The sequence below is a fragment of the Microbacterium sp. Leaf161 genome, from assembly GCF_001423645.1.
GTDB classification, from domain to species: domain Bacteria; phylum Actinomycetota; class Actinomycetes; order Actinomycetales; family Microbacteriaceae; genus Microbacterium; species Microbacterium forte.
On the sequence record NZ_LMOW01000002.1, the window covers coordinates 481,614 to 499,404 of the forward strand.

General features: G+C 67.6%; 14 protein-coding genes. 3 read left to right on the plus strand and 11 right to left on the minus strand.

Annotation, left to right across the window (positions count from 1 at the left end; all coding sequences use genetic code 11):
- Nucleotides 1-150 precede the first annotated feature (150 nt).
- Both ASF87_RS15065 and ASF87_RS15070 read left to right on the plus strand, forming a co-directional pair.
- Entirely contained in the window at nt 151-1,509 is a 1,359-nt protein-coding gene (locus tag ASF87_RS15065) for a DUF349 domain-containing protein (RefSeq protein ID WP_079112825.1), read from the plus strand.
- Nucleotides 1,510-1,570: 61 nt separating this feature from the next.
- A complete protein-coding gene (locus ASF87_RS15070) occupies nt 1,571-2,122 on the plus strand; it encodes a type IV toxin-antitoxin system AbiEi family antitoxin (protein ID WP_056376948.1) in 552 nt (183 codons plus the stop codon).
- Here the strand turns inward: ASF87_RS15070 and ASF87_RS15075 are convergent.
- From ASF87_RS15075 to ASF87_RS15110, 8 genes are all read right to left on the minus strand, one after another.
- Entirely contained in the window at nt 2,109-4,358 is a 2,250-nt protein-coding gene (locus ASF87_RS15075) for a RelA/SpoT family protein (protein WP_042540575.1), read from the minus strand. The two genes, ASF87_RS15070 and ASF87_RS15075, sit on opposite strands and share 14 nt — an antisense overlap.
- A 68-nt stretch (nt 4,359-4,426) precedes the next feature.
- Nucleotides 4,427-5,416, minus strand: coding sequence for a protein translocase subunit SecF (gene secF / locus ASF87_RS15080; protein WP_056376950.1), 990 nt, complete (start codon nt 5,414-5,416; stop codon nt 4,427-4,429).
- Nucleotides 5,416-7,146 carry a protein translocase subunit SecD gene (secD, locus tag ASF87_RS15085; RefSeq protein ID WP_056376952.1) on the minus strand — a complete coding sequence of 577 codons (1,731 nt, stop codon included), beginning with the start codon at nt 7,144-7,146 and terminating at the stop codon, nt 5,416-5,418. The genes secF and secD overlap by 1 nt, the downstream gene beginning before the upstream one ends.
- Before the next feature lie 52 nt (nt 7,147-7,198).
- On the minus strand, nt 7,199-7,600 hold the full coding sequence (locus tag ASF87_RS15090) for a preprotein translocase subunit YajC (RefSeq protein WP_056376954.1): 402 nt from the start codon (nt 7,598-7,600) through the stop codon (nt 7,199-7,201).
- Nucleotides 7,601-7,680: 80 nt separating this feature from the next.
- Nucleotides 7,681-8,706 carry a Holliday junction branch migration DNA helicase RuvB gene (gene ruvB, locus ASF87_RS15095; protein ID WP_042540584.1) on the minus strand — a complete coding sequence of 342 codons (1,026 nt, stop codon included), beginning with the start codon at nt 8,704-8,706 and terminating at the stop codon, nt 7,681-7,683.
- Nucleotides 8,699-9,304 carry a Holliday junction branch migration protein RuvA gene (ruvA, locus tag ASF87_RS15100; RefSeq protein ID WP_056376955.1) on the minus strand — a complete coding sequence of 202 codons (606 nt, stop codon included), beginning with the start codon at nt 9,302-9,304 and terminating at the stop codon, nt 8,699-8,701. The genes ruvB and ruvA overlap by 8 nt, the downstream gene beginning before the upstream one ends.
- Before the next feature lie 9 nt (nt 9,305-9,313).
- Nucleotides 9,314-9,898: a crossover junction endodeoxyribonuclease RuvC gene (ruvC, locus tag ASF87_RS15105; RefSeq protein ID WP_056376957.1), complete on the minus strand. Its 585-nt coding sequence runs from the start codon at nt 9,896-9,898 to the stop codon at nt 9,314-9,316.
- Nucleotides 9,899-9,943: 45 nt separating this feature from the next.
- Nucleotides 9,944-10,705 (minus strand): YebC/PmpR family DNA-binding transcriptional regulator, encoded by a 762-nt coding sequence (locus tag ASF87_RS15110; RefSeq protein WP_042540590.1) that lies wholly within the window; start codon nt 10,703-10,705, stop codon nt 9,944-9,946.
- A 277-nt stretch (nt 10,706-10,982) separates the two neighbouring features.
- Between ASF87_RS15110 and ASF87_RS15115 the strand changes: the two genes are divergently transcribed.
- Nucleotides 10,983-12,242 (plus strand): pyridoxal phosphate-dependent decarboxylase family protein, encoded by a 1,260-nt coding sequence (locus tag ASF87_RS15115; RefSeq protein ID WP_235558974.1) that lies wholly within the window; start codon nt 10,983-10,985, stop codon nt 12,240-12,242.
- A gap of 15 nt (nt 12,243-12,257) precedes the next feature.
- Here ASF87_RS15115 and ASF87_RS15120 read toward each other — a convergent pair whose 3' ends face one another.
- Genes ASF87_RS15120 through ASF87_RS15130 form a run of 3 tightly spaced genes read right to left on the minus strand, consistent with a single transcriptional unit; the run spans nt 12,258 to nt 17,729 of the window.
- Complete coding sequence (locus ASF87_RS15120; protein WP_056376962.1) at nt 12,258-15,617, minus strand: ATP-binding protein; 3,360 nt, start codon at nt 15,615-15,617, stop codon at nt 12,258-12,260.
- On the minus strand, nt 15,614-16,273 hold the full coding sequence (locus ASF87_RS15125) for a DUF4194 domain-containing protein (RefSeq protein ID WP_056377089.1): 660 nt from the start codon (nt 16,271-16,273) through the stop codon (nt 15,614-15,616). Before ASF87_RS15125 ends, ASF87_RS15120 begins: the two co-directional genes overlap by 4 nt.
- Nucleotides 16,266-17,729, minus strand: coding sequence for a DUF3375 domain-containing protein (locus tag ASF87_RS15130; protein WP_056376963.1), 1,464 nt, complete (start codon nt 17,727-17,729; stop codon nt 16,266-16,268). Before ASF87_RS15130 ends, ASF87_RS15125 begins: the two co-directional genes overlap by 8 nt.
- Between the last annotated feature and the right edge of the window lie 62 nt (nt 17,730-17,791).

Here is a 17,791-nt window from a genome sequence, read left to right on the forward strand (position 1 = left end):
CGCCCGGTGTTTCGTGCGTCGAACGATTCGCTCACAGATCGGTAACGGCCATTGTGAGATCCGACCACCACATTGCAACCTCGCTCTCGTACTAGGCTGAAGCTCGTCCTTTCCGCCTCCCGCGGGCCCTACCGCGCAAGGAGAATCACCGTGTCTGCCACAGAGCCGTCGAAGCCGACTCCCCCCGTTCCCGCTCCCCCGGCTGCGCCCCTGCCGCGAAAGGTGCCGACGCCGGCTGCCGTCGCGCCGGCCGCTGCCGCCGCCAGCGCCGCGTCGTCGTCCGACGCCGCCAAGTGGGGTCGCGTCACAGACGACGGCACCGTCGAGGTCCGCGAGGGCGAGGACTGGCGCGTCGTCGGACAGTACCCTGACGGCACCCCCGACGAGGCGCTCGCCTACTTCGTGCGCAAGTACGAGGACATCGCTTTCAAGGTGCACACGCTCGAGCAGCGCCACCAGGCCGGGGGCGCCTCCGCCGCCGACCTCGTCAAGCAGGCGGGCCACCTTCTCGCCGAGGCGACGGATGCGGCCGCCGTCGGCGACCTCGCCGGACTCCGCGAGCGACTGAACGCCCTGACCTCCTCGCTCTCCGAGGCGACGGCTCAGGAGGCCCAGCAGGCGAAAGAACTGGTCGACAAGGCCATCGCCGATCGCACGGCCCTCGTCGAGCGTGCCGAGGAGATCGCCGCCCGCGACCTGTCGAAGGTGCAGTGGAAGCAGGTCACCGCTGAGCTCGGCGAGCTCTTCGACGCCTGGCAGGCACAGCAGCAGAACGGTCCGCGCCTGTCGAAGGGCGTCTCGCAGCAGCTCTGGAAGCGGTTCCGCGATGCACGCGGCACGGTCGACAAGGCACGCCGCGCGTTCTACTCCGAGCTCGACGACACGCACAAGACCGCCCGCGACGCGAAGACCCGTCTGGTCGAGCGCGCAGAGGCACTCGCACCGCGCGGCGTCGACGGCATCCCTGCGTACCGCACCCTGCTCGACGAATGGAAGGCCGCCGGCCGCGCGGGACGCAAGGCAGACGACGCGCTGTGGGCACGGTTCAAGGCGGCGGGAGACGCGCTGTACTCGGCGCGGGCCGAGCAGTCGGCTGCGGAAGAGGCAGACTCCGCTCCGAAGATCGAGGCTCGCCAGGCTCTGCTCGAAGAGGCGAAGGCCGTGGCCGACGAGCCCAACATCAAGCGCGCCCGCGCGCTGCTCACCGGCATCCAGCGCCAGTGGGACGAGATCGGTCGCATCTTCCCCCGAGACAAGGAGCGGGCGCTCGACGATCGCCTCCGCGTGATCGAGCAGGCTCTCAAGGCTCGTGAAGAAGTCGACTGGAAGAAGAACAACCCCGAGACCAAGGCGCGCGCCAACGACATGAGCTCGCAGCTCCTCGAAGCGATCGAGAAGCTCGAGGCCGAGCTCGCCGCCGCAGAGAAGTCGGGAGACAAGAAGGCCGCCAAGGCCGCAGCGGATGCGCTCGAAGCGCGCCGCGCCTGGCTGAACGCGCTCGGCGGCTGACCTTCTCCACAGATCCTCCGATCGACACGGAACGCGGGGTGCACCGCGCCAGACTGGCGTGATGCACCCCGCGTTCCTGTATCTGCCCGGTGAACGGCTCACGATCCCCGAGCTCAGCGCGGCGAGGATCGACGGGCACCTGGTCGACCTCGGCGAGGGCTACATTCCCGCCGATCTCATCGAGAGCCCGAGCGCGAGGGCGGCTGCGATCGCGGGTCTCGTCCCCGCCGACACAGCTGCCTCCGGTCCATCCGCCGCATGGATTCACGGGGCCGGTGACGCTCCGCCCGCTCGCCACCATGTCAGACGTGCGGTCGGCCACCGCATCCGCGCAACGCTGCCCCCTCGGGTGATCCTGCACGACACCGCGCTGTCTCGCACGCACATCGAGCTGATCGGCGGGGTGCCCGTCATGACGCCCCAGCGCACGATGGTCGATCTCGCCCTCGGCCTGCACCGCGACGAGTCGCTGCGGCGATGGATGCTGCTGCTGGCCGACACCGAGCCGGCCCTCGTCTCTGTCGCACTCAGCGAGATCGACGCCATGATCCGCGTGCCGGGAAAGCGGGCCGGTCGCGGTGCACTCGAAAGGCTCCTCGTCAGGACGAGGTGACGCGGTAGACGTCGTACACCGCATCGATGCGACGCACGGCGTTCAGCACGCGGTCGAGGTGCACGGCATCGCCCATCTCGAACACGAAGCGGCTGATCGCGAGGCGCTCGTCCGTGGTGCTGACCGTCGCCGACAGGATGTTGACGTGGTGCTCACTGAGCACACGGGTCACATCCGAGAGAAGACCCGAACGGTCGAGAGCCTCGACCTGGATCTGCACGCGGAACACGCTCTTGGTCGTCGGCGCCCAGGACACCTCGACGAATCGGTCCTCGTCGCTCTCGAGCGCCTTGACGTTCGGGCAATCCGTGCGGTGCACCGACACGCCACTGCCACGGGTGACGAACCCGACGATCGCATCGCCGGGCACCGGGGTGCAGCACTTCGCGACCTTGACCAGGATGTCGGATGCACCACGCACGAGCACTCCGGAATCGCCGGAGCGGGGCTCGCGCGAGGGCATGCTGCCGGGGAGGTCGATCGGACCTGTGGCGGGGTCGGTCGCCGCGACCAGCGCGGTGACCTTCTCGAGCACCGACTGCGTCGAGACGTGCCCCTCGCCCACAGCGGCATACAGGGCCGAGACGTCCTCGTAGCGGAGTTGGTGGGCCACCTCGGCGAACGAGTCCTGGCTCATCAACCGCTGCAGCGGCATGTTCTGGCGGCGCATCGCGCGAGCGATGGCCTCCTTGCCCTGCTCGATGGCCTCTTCACGACGTTCCTTCGTGAACCATCCGCGGATCTTGTTGCGCGCGCGAGTGCTCTTGACGAAGCCGAGCCAATCCTGACTCGGACCGGCGTCGGGGTTCTTCGAGGTGAACACCTCGACCACATCGCCGCTCTTGAGTTCCGACTCCAGCGGCACGAGACGACCGTTGACCTTCGAGCCCATCGTGCGGTGACCGATCTCGGTGTGCACGGCATAGGCGAAGTCGACGGGTGTCGCGCCGGCCGGGAGACCGACCACGCGACCCTTGGGAGTGAAGACGTAGACCTCTTTGGCGCCGATCTCGAACCGCAGGGAGTCGAGGAACTCCCCCGGGTCGGCCGTCTCGGCCTGCCAGTCGGAGATGTGGGCGAGCCAGGCCATGTCGCTGTCCGACGCGCGGACCTCGGCCTTCCCGCCGTTCATCCGCTCCTTGTACATCCAGTGTGCGGCGACACCGTATTCCGCCTGCTGGTGCATCTCATGCGTGCGGATCTGGATCTCGACCGTGCGTCCGGACGGACCGATCACCGTGGTGTGCAGCGACTGGTACAGGTTGAACTTCGGGGTCGCGATGTAGTCCTTGAAGCGCCCGGGAAGCGGGGTCCACCGCGCGTGGATCGCCCCGAGCACGGCGTAGCAGTCGCGAACGGAGGCGACGAGCACCCGGATGCCGATGAGGTCGTAGATGTCATCGAACTCGCGACCTCGCACCACCATCTTCTGGTAGACGGAGTACAGCTGCTTCGGACGTCCGACGACCTTGCCGCGGATGCGCAGATCGCGCAGATCCTCGTCGATCTCCTCGACGACCTGAGCGAGATACTTCTCGCGCTGCGGCGTGCGCTGCGCGATGAGGTTGTGGATCTCGTTGTAGATCTTCGGATGCAGCACAGCGAACGAGAGGTCTTCGAGCTCCGACTTGATCGCCTGGATGCCGAGGCGGTTGGCGAGAGGCGCGTAGATCTCGAGCGTCTCCTTCGCCTTCTTCGCGGCCTTCTCAGGAGGGACGAAGCCCCAGGTGCGGGCGTTGTGCAGCCGGTCGGCGAGCTTGATCAGCAGCACGCGGATGTCCTTCGACATCGCGACGATCATCTTTCGGACGGTCTCGGCCTGCGCGCTCTCGCCGTACTTGACCTTGTCGAGCTTGGTGACGCCGTCGACGAGCATCGCGACCTCGTCGCCGAACTCCGCCGTGAGGTCGGTGAGGGCGTAGCCGGTGTCCTCGACGGTGTCGTGCAGCAGCGCTGCGGCGATCGCTCGAGGGCCGAGGCCCATCTCGGCGAGGATCTGTGCGACAGCGAGCGGGTGCGTGATGTACGGCTCACCGCTCTGCCGCTGCTGCCCTGCGTGCTTCTCCTTCGCGACGGCGTAGGCGCGTTCGATGACGGCCAGATCGCCCTTGGGGTGATTCGCACGCACTGTGCGGATCAGATTGTCGAGGTCGTTGATCCTGGGCGCGCGGGAGAAGATGCGGGGAACCAGTCGTCTCAGGCTGGAGCCCTGCGACGCCGTCTGCGGTTCCGCCATCCGCTCACCTCCGAATCACAACAGTTTACGCGTGCCCTGCGGGGTGCGGCCCCCAGGAGCGGGGACGATCAGGCTTCTGCGGCTGCGAGGCTTCGCGCCTCGCGGATCTTCGCGTCGCGCGCCGCGATCTGCGGCTCGTTCTCGCGGAACAGCGAGTAGAGCGGAGCAGCCACGAACAGCGTCGAGTAGGTCGCTACCAGGATGCCGACGAAGATCGAGAGCGAGATGTCCGTGAGCGACTCGGCACCGAGCCAGAAGGCGCCGATGAAGAGCACGGCTCCCACCGGCAGGGCGGCCACGACCGAGGTGTTGATCGATCGGACCAGCGTCTGGTTCACCGCGAGGTTGACCGACTCGCCGAACGTCCGAGACGAATTCTCGCCGTCCTCCGTCGTGTTCTCCCTGATCTTGTCGAACACCACCGTCGTGTCGTACAGCGAATAGGCGAGGATCGTGAGGAAACCGATCACCGCCGGGGGCGAGATCTCGAAACCGGCGAGGGCGTAGACGCCGACGGTGATCACGAGCACATCCAGAAGGCCGACGATCGCAGCCGCGGACATTTTCCAGGTGCGGAAGTAGATGGCGAGGATCAGGAAGGTCAGTGCGAGGAAGATCGCGAGTCCCCACAACGACTGCCTGGTGACGTTCTCGCCCCACGCGGGGCCGATGAACGACGACGTCACACTGTCGGGTTCGACTCCGAAGGCATCGGCCAGAGCGTTGGAGACCTGCTGGGTCTCATCCGCGCCCATCTGATCGGTCTGCACGCGGATGTCACTGCCGTTGATGACGACGACCTTGGTCGCTGCACCCGGCACGACGGACTGCACTGCGTCGGTCGCGGTCCGCTGGTCGGTGCTGTCGGGCGCCTGCACCGTGAACTGCGACCCGCCGGTGAACTCGATCGAGAACTGGATCGGGCGCAGGAGGGGCACCAGCGCCGAACCGACGACCAGGACGATCGCGATGATGAACCACAGGCGGCGCTTGGCGACGAACGGGAAAGAGGTCTTTCCCGAGTACAGGTTGTTGCCGAACTCATTCATGGAAGCCATCAGGCGTCCCCCTCGCTTCCGGTGCGGCTGGATCTGTCACCGGCTAGTGCTTCGGCGCGCTTGCGCTCTGCGATGGTCTGACGGCGCTCGGCTTCACCCTTGGCCCTGGCGTTCTTCGCACCGCGCCCCGCCGTGGTGGTCGGCACCTGACGGAACTGCGACCGGCTACGGTACACCGCGCCCAGCGATTCGGGGTCGAGGCCGGAGAGCTTGTGTCCTCCGCCGAAGAACTTCGTGCGAGCGAGCAGTTGCATCACCGGGTGGGTGAAGATCACGAAGATGAACACGTCGATGAGGGTCGTCAGACCCAGTGTGAAGGCGAAGCCCTTCACTGTGGAGTCAGCGAGGATGTACAGCACGACGGCCGCGAGGATGTTGATCGACTTCGAGATGTAGATGGTCCGCTTGGCTCTGCCCCAGCCGTCTTCGACCGCCGAAGTGATCGACTTGCCGTCGCGCAGCTCGTCTCGGATCCTCTCGAAGTAGACGATGAAGGAGTCGGCGGTGAAGCCGATCGAGACGATGAGACCCGCGACGCCGGCGAGCGACAGGCGGAACCCGAGTCGCCACGCGAGGATGCAGATGATGACGTAGGTCAGCACCGCCATCACGGCGATCGAGGCGATGATCACGGTTCCGAGCGCGCGATACACGATCAGCGAGTAGATCGCCACGAGAGCGAGGCCGATGAGTCCGGCGATGAGGCCGATCTGGAGCTGCTGTGTGCCCAGGGTCGCCGAGATCGTGTCGGAGCTCTGCACCTCGAAGCTGAGCGGCAGCGCGCCGAACTTGAGCTGGTCAGCCAGGGCGGTCGCGGATTCCTGGGTGAAGTCGCCCGAGATGCTGGGGCGGCCGTCGAGGATCTGCCCGTTCATGCGCGGTGCGCTGATGACGGATCCGTCGAGGACGAAGGCGAACTGGTCACGCGGCGAGAGCTCAGCCAGGCGGTTCTGGTTGAGGCGGGTGCTGACCTCGCCGAATGCCTCGGCGCCGTCTCCGTTCATGGTGAGCTGGACGAGCCATGCGCCCGTCCTCGGATCACGGCCCGCCGAGGCGTCCGTGATCGCATCGCCCGTGAGCTCGGTCGGTCCCAGCAGGTACTTCGCCTGCCCGGAGGGATCGCACGCGATGAGCGGCTGATCCTTGGGCGCGTTCGAGGGGTCGTTGTCGGGGTTGGCGCAGTCGTAGGCCTGGAACTCTGCGGCCAGCCGGTCTGTCACCCATGCGAGGTCGCTCGCATCCGTCGGCTCGGCCGTCGGCGTCGCGTTCAGCGAGTCGTCCGGAGTCGGATAGGCCGTCTCGTTGCCGTCTTCACCCACGTACTGGTTGGTGCCTGCGGTCGTGGCGAGCACCGGGCGGAACTCGAGCTGCGCGCTGGACTGGATTCGGGCACGCGTCTGCTCGTCGGCGACACCCGGGATCTGGACCACGATGTTGCGGCCGCCCTCAGTGGTGATGTCTGCCTCGGCCACGCCAGACGCGTCGACGCGCTGTCGGATGATCGCCGCCGCCTGGTCGAGCTGCTCCGGCGAGGGCGCAGCTCCGTCTTCGGTCTCCGCACTCAGCACGATCTGCGTGCCGCCCTGGAGGTCGAGCGCGAGCTCAGGAGACCAGGAGCTCTTTTCGAACACGTGGACGCCGAGGGCGTTGATGCCGAAGAGGACGCCCGTCACCAGGAGCAGGCCCATGAGGACCCGCCAGGCATGACGGACCGGGGAAGAAGTGGCCACGTGTGATCAGCTTTCTAAGATGCCGGAGTGCCGAAGTCGTGCAGCGCGAAGACTACTTGTCGTCGGCGTCGCGCTCGAGACGACGACGGGTCTCTTCGGTGGTCTCGATCGCAGGGGCGTCATCGACGATGGGCGCCTCATCGACGACGACAACCGAGTCGTCAACATCCTCGACGACGGCGTCCTTGGGCTCGACGATGCGGAGGATCGCCTGGCTGTGCACCTCGATGACCGTGCCGGGCGCGATCTCGACGAGCGCAGGCGAGTCGAGGTCATCGTGGTCGTACGCCACGATCGTGCCGTAGAGACCACCCTGCAGGAGCACCTTGACACCGGGAACCGTCTTGGTGGCCTTCTCCTCCTGCTCCGCCTTCATCTGCTTCTGGCGCTTGCGTCCGTTGACGAACATGAACACGACGAGCACGGCGAGAAGGCCGAAGAGGAGGATTTCCATGGGCATGGTGGCGAAGGGCCTTTCTCAGGTGCGCGCACCACAGACGGGCGCGCAGTTCTATCGGGGGAAGTCTTCAGTGATTATAGGTCATCAAGTCGAAGCGCCCCATCGGGGTGCGCGATCCCCAGGTGGGCGTAGGCCTCCGGCATGGCCACTCGACCACGCGGTGTCCGGCCGAGGAATCCGATGCGCACCAGGTACGGCTCGACCACGCTCTCGACGGTCTCCGCCTCCTCGCCGACAGCCACCGCTAGCGTGCTGAGGCCGACCGGCCCGCCGCGGAAGCGACGCACGAGAGCCTCGAGCACGGCGCGGTCGAGACGGTCGAGGCCGATCGGGTCGACGTCGTAGAGCTCGAGCGCAGCCCGGACCCCGTGCAGCGAGGCCTCCCCGCCGCCGTGGACGAGCGCATAGTCCCGCACCCGTCGAAGCAGGCGGTTCGCGATTCGCGGTGTACCCCGCGACCGGCGGGCGATCTCAGAGAGCGAATCCCGCGGCAGATCGACGCGCAGCATGAGAGCGGAGCGATCGATGACGCGCTCGAGTTCCGGTTCGTCGTAGAACTCGAGGTGGCCGGTGAATCCGAAGCGGTCGCGCAGCGGGTTCGGGAGCAGGCCCGAGCGAGTGGTGGCACCGACGAGCGTGAACGGGGCGAGATCCAGCGGGATGCTGGTCGCACCTGCGCCTTTGCCGACCATGATGTCGATGCGGAAGTCCTCCATCGCGAGGTACAGCATCTCCTCCGCAGAGCGTGCCATGCGATGGATCTCGTCGATGAACAGCACTTCGCCGGGCACGAGACTCGAGAGCAGGGCGGCGAGGTCGCCGGCATGCTGGATCGCCGGTCCGCTCGAGAGTCGCAGCGGGCGCTCGCTCTCATGCGCGACGATCATCGCCAGCGTGGTCTTGCCGAGTCCGGGAGGACCCGCGAGCAGGATGTGATCCGGCGGACGATTCTGGATCCGCGCCGCATCGAGTAGGAGCTGGAGCTGTCCACGCACCTTCTGCTGACCGACGAACTCGCCCAGGCTCGTGGGGCGCAGAGCACCCTCGATGGCGAGCTCGGTGTCGTCCGCCGGCTCGGCGGCGTCGCGGACGTCAGACACGCGCCGGCCCCAGGAGAGCCAGAGTGCGGCGCAGCAGCGGCGCCACAGACGCTCGCTCTGCCTCGGATGCCTCGGCGGCCGTCTGCGCGGCGGCCTCGGCGGCGACCTTCTCGGTCCACCCGAGGCCGACCAGCGCGGCGGTGACCTGATCGACGACATCGACTGGGCCGGTCTTCACCGGCTTCGACCCGGCGCCGACGGGGTGAACCTTGCCTGCGAGCTGGAGGACGATGAGTTTGGCCGTCTTCGGGCCGATACCGGAGACACGCCGGAACGGCGCGTCGTCCTCGCCGGTCACGGCCTCGGCGATCTGGTCGACGGTGAGGTGCGAGAGCACCCCGAGCGCCGACTTCGGTCCGACGCCCGTGACGCTGATGAGCAGTCCGAAGATCTCCAGCTCGCTGCGATCGGCGAATCCGAACAGAGACAGGGAGTCCTCGCGGACGATCAGGCTCGTGTGCAGCAGCAGCTTCTCGCCGACCGTCGCGGTGTGCGCGACATCGGCGGGAACGGCGACCGAGAATCCGACGCCACCGACGTCGATGATGACCTGATCGGCGGTCGAGTGGAGAACAGCGCCGTGCAGCGAGGAGATCATCCGACCAGCCTACGCACCGGATCGTAGATATGTTCGAGCGACACGCTCCGCATCAGCCCACGCCTTCTGCGCCGGTGTCAGCGACTCCTGCCCTGGTGCGCCGGCGGCGCCGCGTCGCCATGCGTGGCAGAGGGCGATCGCCAGCGCGTCGGCGGCATCCGGCGGTTGCGGAGGAGCATCCAGGCGGAGGATGCGCGCGATCATCGCCTGCACCTGGCGCTTGTCGGCCGAACCATAGCCGGTCACCGCCGCTTTCACCTCGCTCGGAGTGTGCGTCGCTGCGGGAAGACCGGCCTCGGCCGCGAGCAGCAGCGCCACGCCGCTCGCCTGCGCCGTGCCCATCACTGTGTGGGTGTTCTGCTGTGCGAAGACCCGCTCGACGGCGACGGCGTCGGGCCGATGGGTCTCGATCACCTCGCGGATGCCGGCCGCGACCAGCGCGAGCCTCTCACCGATCGGCAGATCAGGCTCGGAGCGGATGACCCCGACGTGCACGAGTGTGCCCCGACGAGCCCGATCCACGTCGACCACGCCGACACCGCACCGGGTGAGACCGGGGTCGATGCCGAGCACGCGAAGCGAGGAGGACGTCACTCCCCCAGGCTATGCGTCGCCCCGGATCCCGGGGCGACGCCGCGCCTACGCGTCGTCGTTCTCGAGCTCGGCCTGCACCTCGGGCGTGAGGTCGAAGTTCGTGAAGACGTTCTGCACGTCCTCGCTGTCTTCGAGCGCATCGATGAGGCGGAAGATCTTGCGGGCGGTGTCTGCGTCGATCTCGACCTTGAGGTTCGGAACGAACTCGACGTCGGCGGACTCGTAGTCGATTCCCGCCTCCTGAAGGGCGCTGCGCACCGTTACAAGATCGGTGGCCTCGGTGATGATCTCGAAGCCTTCAGCGTGCGGCTCGATCTCTTCGGCGCCGGCCTCGAGAGCGGCCATCATCACGTCATCTTCGGTGGTCCCCTCGGATCCGACCACGATGACGCCCTTGCGGCTGAAGTTGTAGGCGACGCTGCCGGGGTCCGCGAGCGTTCCGCCGTTGCGGCTGAGCGCGGTGCGCACCTCAGCCGCCGCGCGGTTCTTGTTGTCGGTCAGACACTCGATCATCATGGCGACGCCGTTGGGGCCGTAGCCCTCGTACATGATCGAGGTGTATTCGACAGCCTCGCCACCGATGCCCGCTCCGCGCTTCACCGCGCGGTCGATGTTGTCCTTCGGGACCGAGGTCTTCTTCGCCTTCTGCACGGCGTCGAAAAGGGTCGGGTTGCCCTGCAGGTCAGCTCCGCCCAGCTTGGCGGCGACCTCGATGTTCTTGATGAGCTTGGCCCAGGACTTCGCGCGCCTGGAGTCGATGATGGCCTTCTTGTGCTTCGTGGTGGCCCACTTGGAATGCCCGGACATTATTCTCCGCTCGTCGTATCCGCCGTGGGCACTGCCCAGGGCGTCGTCCATTCTATCGAACCACGCCCGTGAGCTGTGGCGGACGTCCCACCCGTTTCGCAGGGAGGGCGGTCAGCACCCTCTGGCATCACGGGCAGCGCAGGTGTAGTCCTGACTCATGGACGAAAGAGCCGTCGATGACAGAACCCGCGGCCTCGAAGCCGCACACCGCGCAGCAATCGACTTTCTCGGGTCGCTCGACGAGAGACCCGTGTGGCCGCGGGCGAGCCTCGACGAGATGATGTCTGCGTTCGGGGGTCCGTTGCCCGAGGAAGGCACGGATGCCGCGAGCGTGATCGAGGAGATGGCACGACGGGGTGATCCGGGCCTCGTCGCGATTCCGGGAGGCCGCTTCTTCGGCTTCGTGATAGGAGGCACCCACCCCGCCGCTCTCGCCGCAGACTGGCTGGTGTCGACCTGGGACCAGAACTCGGGGTCGGCGACTCTCACCCCGACGACGGTCGCGATGGAGCGCATCGCCGGACAGTGGATGATCGAGCTGTTCGGGCTGCCTGAGAGCGCGAGCGTCGGTTTCGTCACGGGCGGCCAGATGGCGAACTTCACATGCTTGGCGACAGCGCGCAACGCCGTTCTCGCACGAACCGGCTGGAATCTCTCGGAGAGGGGGCTTCGGCTCGCACCCGCCGTGAGATTCGTCGTCGGCGCCGATCGCCATGGCTCGATCGATCGGGCGGCTCGATTCCTCGGGATAGGAACCGACGAGCTGATCGTGATCGAATCGGATGACCAGGGGCGCATGAGACCCGAGGCCCTGGCGCACGCCCTCGATCAGACCACGGGGCCGCTCATCGTCTGCCTTCAGGCGGGCGAGGTGCACACCGGCGCGTTCGACGACTTCGCCGCGCTCATCCCGATCGCGCACGAGCACGGTGCATGGGTGCATGTCGATGGTGCGTTCGGGCTGTGGGCCGCGGCCTCGCCCTCTCTTCGCTCCCTGACCGAGGGGATGGGGCTGGCTGATTCATGGGCGACGGATGCGCACAAGACCCTCAATGCCCCGTACGACTGCGGAATGGCGATCGTCCGCGATCCCGCCGACTCGATCGCCGCGTTCCGCACCGGCGGTGACTATCTCGTCTTCACGAGCCTCGACCCCTGGGATGTCACTCCGGAGCTCTCCAGGCGGGCCAGAGGCGTGCCCGCCTGGGCGGCGATGCGCAGCCTCGGGCGGCAGGGAATCGCGCGTCTCATCGACGCACTGCATGAGAACGCCGTTGCGATGGCATCGGGACTCGCCTCGGTCGACGGCATCCGCATCCTCAACGACGTCGACTACACCCAGGTGATGTTCCGACTCGACTCCGACGAGGCGACGCGAGCCCTCGGCGAGGCCGTGCTCGCCGAGGGCACAGCTGCGCTGACCGGGGCCGCCTGGCGTGGTCGCGCAGCGCTGCGATGCTCGATGTCGTCCTGGGCGACGACGCGAGACGACATCGACCGCACGGTCGGCGCGATCCGAACACTCGTGTCGGGCTGATCCGACTCGCCCCGATCACTCGCCCCCGGCCGGCAGGCCCACCTTCGGACGAGCCCAGGAGCGACCGCGGGTGTCCTTCAGGATGTCGTACTCCACGTCGACGTGCGGTTCGATCGCGCTGTACTTGTCGTTCGGCGCACCGATCACGAGCTGGAAGCCGAGACCCCGCCACGCGCCGATCGCACGCTTCGTGAAGTGCGCATCAGCCTTGATCAGGGCCTCGTCCATGAACACAGGCGCGTACCGGGGACGCTCGGCTCCCGCGTCGCCGAGCTGGTATCGCAGCGCGGCACCCACGATGAACGCGACGAGCTCCTGCGACTCTCCACCCGATTTCTCGCCGATGTGGTCGTAGAGCGCGACGTGCTCCCGGGTCGTGGCATGGATCCGCTCCGCACTCACCCGCACATGGTTGCGCACGTCGATGAGCTCGGCGAAGTCCGGCGCCGTCCGCCGCATCCGTCCGATCAGGCGACTCATCCGCCGGTAGACGCTCTCACGGTCAGCATCCGTCTCCGCCGCGTCGATGAGGCCGCGCACCTCGCGCAGCTCCTTGCGGAATCGTCTGCGCGCTTCGGACTGATTCTCGCGAGGGGTGATCTGCAGGCGGTGCTCGTCGTCGTAGAACGGCAGCTCCTCCATGATCCTGTTGATCGGGTCGATGCGGTTCTTGATCTCACGCAGCGCGCGGCCGAGCGTCGAGTCCAGACTCGTCAGATCGTTTCCGGAGAGCTTGAGAAGGCTGTCACGCCACTCGGACTCCAGCTCGTGCAGGCCGTTGGTCTCCAGCGCATCGAGGATCCCCTCGAACTCCCCGACCGACTCGTCGGGGTCGGGGAGGATCGTGAGGGTGTCCCAGCGCTCGAGGAACCCGGTCATCAGGCGTCGCATCTGCTCGCGCTGCTCGGCGTGCGCCGTGGCTGCCGACGTGCGGTCCTCGAGCAGCCTCGTCGCGGCAGTGCGCAACGCGGCGTCGAGGTGGGCGAGTCGCTCGGATGCCGTGACGCTGACGGAAGCCTCCGCGCCGAGGAAGCGTGCGTCGAGGAAGGAACGGTGCCGCTCGTCCAGCGCGATACCAGCGGCCTCGGCCGCATCGACGATCCGCTGAGAGGCGTCGACCTGGTCGGTCACCTCGACCCAGCGGTCCTGGCCGAGCGTCAGGTCACGCCCGAGACGGGCGCTCTCGTCACGCAGACGACCTGCCCGCTTCCTGAGTTCCTCGGCCTGCGAACGCAACTCGGCGATCTTCGGGTTCTCGACCGTGACCTCCGCCTCGACCGCGAGCCATCGCGCGCGCTCCGCCGAAACCGCCTCGACGTCGATCTGCTCCCAGGCGAGATCCTCGATCTTCGCGTGCGCCTTCGCCGTGGCCTCGATCCGGTCCAGGGCCGCCTCCGCTTCGCCAGCCGCCGAGGACGCGGCATCACGTCGGATCTCGAGCTCGGTGACCTGCTCGTCGAGTTCACGCAGACGGCGTGCGTTCGAGAATCCGAGCAGGTTCGCGCGGCCATGCCCGCCGTGGGACCCCCGGTCGCCCTGCGACACCTGTCCCGTGATCGTCAACGCGCGAGGATGCTCGGCGAGCTCGGCCGAGGAATCGACGCAGACGTACTCGAACCGCTCGCGGAGTCGCTGCTGGAGCCACCCGGTGAAAGGTGTCGACCGATGCTCGAGTCGACCCGGAAGCGTTCTCGGGTCGGCCGGCCGCGACTCGGCGAGACCGGTGTGCACTCCCTCGTAACTGATCCGCTCCGTGGTGCGCACCGAGTCGATGGCCGCGCGGAATCGTCCGAGGTTCGAGACGTCGATGAGCAGTGTCCGTGCGAACCCGCCGAGCGCCAGGTTGAATGCATCTCGCCACGGCTCGAACTCGGTGCGCACCTCGATCAGCTCGCCGACGAACGGCAGATCCGTCGGAGCGAGCCCGGCGGCCTGAGCGAGCAGGGCTCTCGATTCGTGCAGATGTGCGGGGATGCTCCCCCGCAGGTCTCGGGTGCGGTCTCGCTCGGCACGCACCTGCGCGAGCTCAGTCTCCACCGCTCTGCGAGCGGATTCGGCGTCGGCGAACGCGGCGCGGGCGCCTCGGATCCCTGCCTGCGGGAGCTCCCGTCCGATACGGGTCAGCAGGCTCTCGAACGCGGCCGCGTCGTGCACCTCGATGCCGAGCTCGCCGGCGACGGCGTCGAAACGGGACCGCTCGCGCTGGACGTCTTCGAGGCGGCGCTCGACGCCGCGCAGTTCGCGCTGGGCGGTCTCGAGGCGATCGCCTCCGGACTGCCGCAGGACGTCCAGAAGACCCTCGCGCTCGCTGTCCGCGGCGGCGATGAGGGCGTTCTTCTCACGCACGGCCAGCTGGAGCGCGTGGGTTCTGTCGCGGAGATCCGCCTCCACTTCGCGAAGCAGGTCGAGACGACGCTCGGCGCTCCAGAGAGCCGCGAGCGAGGTCGACTCGGAGAAGACCCCGACCTCGTCCACGACCCGCATCCGCTCCGATGCCTCCTCGATGCGATGGGAAATCCCGCGGATCGGCTCGAGAGCCGCCACCTGCTGCTTGGCGACCAGCATCCGCGTGCGAGTGCTCTCCAGCTCGTCGAAGTGAGCGACCACCGCGTCCGCGGTCGCCATCGTCTCGGGTTCCTCGAGCACGAGCTTCTTGTACAGATCGTCCACCGTGGTGATCTGCTGCCCCGCCTGGATGCGGGCGAGAAGACTGATCGCCTTCGCCCCGGAGCCGGCCGCGCCGATGCCGAGCACGGCGTGCAGCCGGGCTGAGAACTCGCGGTCGGTGGCGACGGGATCCAGTCCGACCGCTCGCACCGACGTGTCGGTGAGCCGGTGAGTCGCGGCGCGCTCCAGCTGCGCGAGGTCGAATGCGCCGTCGACCGTGGCTCGCACTCTCGTGGTGTCCTCGAGCGTTCGCGCGTCCGCAGGGATGTACCACGCGCGCACCGCCGTGAAGCGCGAGCCGTCGTGATCCAACCAGGTCATCGAGACGGCGCTCCAGGTGTCCTCGCCGTCACCGCGCAGCACTCGGAGCTTCGTGCCCTCGTCCGTTCGGGACTCGTCGATCTTGCCGCGCCCGTACGACAGGATGTTGCGCTGCTCATCGCCCCGCGGACGCCCCGTGACACCGCCGTTCGAGGCGCCGTTGAACGGCGTCGTGTGCGGCATCATCAGGGCGATGTAGCCGTCCATGAGCGTGGATTTTCCAGACCCCGACCCACCGCACAGCAGGGTCGCATCCGGCGAGAACCGCACCCGGTGCGCCCCCCCGTCGTACCCGCCCCAGTTGATGAGCTGCAGCTCCTCGGCCACCCACTGCTGGCCGCGGGAGCTCGCGGGGATCATTCCGAAGAGCGTATCCATCATCGTCATCGCGCCACCACCGCCTGGGCCCGCAGCCACTCCCGCAGCTCTTTGAGAGTCTCGGCGCTCAGCACCACCTCGACGAGCGCGGTGATCCGATACCGCCCGCTGGTCTCCTCCTGCACGATGCCCTCTCGGTCCAGTCGGTCCAGTGCGCTGCGGATCGCCCTCTGCTGCTTCGCGGTTCCGCCGTCGGTGTCGGCGAAGTAGCTGAGGACGGTCTGCTCGACGTCCTCGATGTCGATCCGCACGGACCCCTCGCCTGATGCGGACTCGCGCTGGTAGACGGTTCGCAGGTGCACCAGCACCAGCGTCTCGGCCCGCGAGTACGGCGAATCCTTCAGCAGGACCGGCATCTCGACCTCATCGGAGCGCAGCTGCTGCTTGTACGCGAATCCGCGGGCATGATCGATGATCAGCCGCAGGTAGATGTCGTTGAGCCGCGACTCGATGACGTGCTGGTGTTCGATCAGCAGCGTCCACTCACGCCGGTTGCGCTCCATCGAGATGAAGCGGCGCTGCAGAAGATGCACGAGCACACGCCTGATCTCGGGGTCGAGCGTGCCGCGGTCACCCGGGAAGTGCGCCTCGAGGTCGTCCTCCATCGCCGTGGGGGCTATGAATCCCTCATCGGCGACGGCCGTGGTGAGGTCGTTGTCACTCATCTGCATCCTCTTTCGTGCTGCGGGCGATCACGGCGCCGAAGGCGAAGCGGCGAGTCGTCCCGTCAGGCCTCAGCGCTTCCACCGTCGAGATCCCGTCGCCGTCCGCGAGGCCGTTGCGGTGCGCGATCTCGAGCAGGCCGAGGAGATCGACCGGACGCCGAGCCGCGTCGGGCACCGCCCCGAACGCCTCGGCGAGATCGAACTGCGCGCCGAGACCGGCGACGTATTCCTCGAGCTCGGCATACCTCGGACCACCCCAGGCACGGGTGTCGTGATCGACGAAGTCGACGTCGTCTGCATCCGTGAGCGGTGCGGGAGCTCGCGGCGGGCGGATGTCGCTGGTCGTCTGACGGAGATGCCCGAGGTCGGCAAGCGGCATGCTGCGCACAGGATCGACGACCGCGGCCGGACCAGACCACCCGTGGAGTCCTGCGATGACGTCACGGAGGAGGTCGTCGATCTGACGGTCACGCAACGGGTCGTGGGTCTTCACCTGCCCGGTGATGACGTGCGAGGCGCGGCGCTGTGCGGCCAGCACCTCCTCCACCCCCAGCTCCACGCGTCGCGCGATCGCGTCGAGTTCGGCACGCTGCGTGCCGTCGAGCATGCGCGCGAAGGGCTGGTCGAGGAGTCCGCGAAGCTGCTCGGTGAGGGCATCGATGCGCTCGGGGTCGCCGATCAGGCGCAGGGCACCTGCGAAGGCACGCCCCTCCGGGGTCGACTGCATCACGTCCTGGGCGCGCTGGAGATACTCGCGCAGCACCTCGCTCGTCGGCCGCTCATCCCTCCGGAGATGGGCGACGACGTCGCGCTGCATCGCTCGGAGCGACTCCGCGACCCTCGTGAAGTCGGCGGGGAGCTCGCGCGCCAGATGAAGGACGTTCTCCGCCTCCTCGAGGAGTTCCTCGTCATCCACAGGCTCCGCGTGGCCGGATTCCTGGATGCGGGCGATCTCGGCGTCGAGCAGGTCGCGCTCCGCCTGCAGCCGGGACAGACGACGAACCGGGTCGACCTCGGCGCTCACCGAGAGGTGCTCCACGGCATCGAGCAGGGTGCGCACACGGGAATTCGACACTCTCGTGCGCCCTCCGCCCGTGCGGCCCGAGATCTCGAGCGCGGCGACGGCGTGCGCCGACAGCCGATAGACCTCGACGTCGTCATCGATCTGCTGGATCAGCCAGCCGAGGCGCACCCAGTTGCGGCACACGTCGCGTCCGCTGCCGGAAGGCAGCCTTCTGTCGTCCTCGTCGTACCCCGCCGCGCGGAGCTCATCCAGCACCTCGGCCATTTCGGCATGCGCATCCGCCACCGCCACCGACGCCCGGTCGGCGTTGAACAGAAGGGTGAGCGACGCCACGACGAACGGGGCGAATCGACCGTGCAGAAGATCGAGCGTCGGGGTGCTGAATGCGGTGATGGCACGCGCGTAGGCGGCCTCAGCCCTGGATCCAGTCACTCGAAAGAGACTAGTCCGACCTGGGACCACGGCCTGTCATGCTCTGGTGCATGGCGGGTCGC

Coding starts and splice junctions, on each gene's coding strand:
- ASF87_RS15110 (WP_042540590.1), bottom strand. CDS start 10,705: ATGTCCGGGCATTCCAAGTGGGCCACCACGAAGCACAAGAAGGCCATC.
- ASF87_RS15090 (WP_056376954.1), bottom strand. CDS start 7,600: ATGGAAATCCTCCTCTTCGGCCTTCTCGCCGTGCTCGTCGTGTTCATG.
- ASF87_RS15075 (WP_042540575.1), bottom strand. CDS start 4,358: ATGGCGGAACCGCAGACGGCGTCGCAGGGCTCCAGCCTGAGACGACTG.
- secF (WP_056376950.1), bottom strand. CDS start 5,416: ATGGCTTCCATGAATGAGTTCGGCAACAACCTGTACTCGGGAAAGACC.
- ASF87_RS15125 (WP_056377089.1), bottom strand. CDS start 16,273: ATGAGTGACAACGACCTCACCACGGCCGTCGCCGATGAGGGATTCATA.
- ruvA (WP_056376955.1), bottom strand. CDS start 9,304: ATGATCTCCTCGCTGCACGGCGCTGTTCTCCACTCGACCGCCGATCAG.
- ASF87_RS15120 (WP_056376962.1), bottom strand. CDS start 15,617: ATGACGATGATGGATACGCTCTTCGGAATGATCCCCGCGAGCTCCCGC.
- ASF87_RS15070 (WP_056376948.1), top strand. CDS start 1,571: ATGCACCCCGCGTTCCTGTATCTGCCCGGTGAACGGCTCACGATCCCC.
- ASF87_RS15115 (WP_235558974.1), top strand. CDS start 10,983: ATGATGTCTGCGTTCGGGGGTCCGTTGCCCGAGGAAGGCACGGATGCC.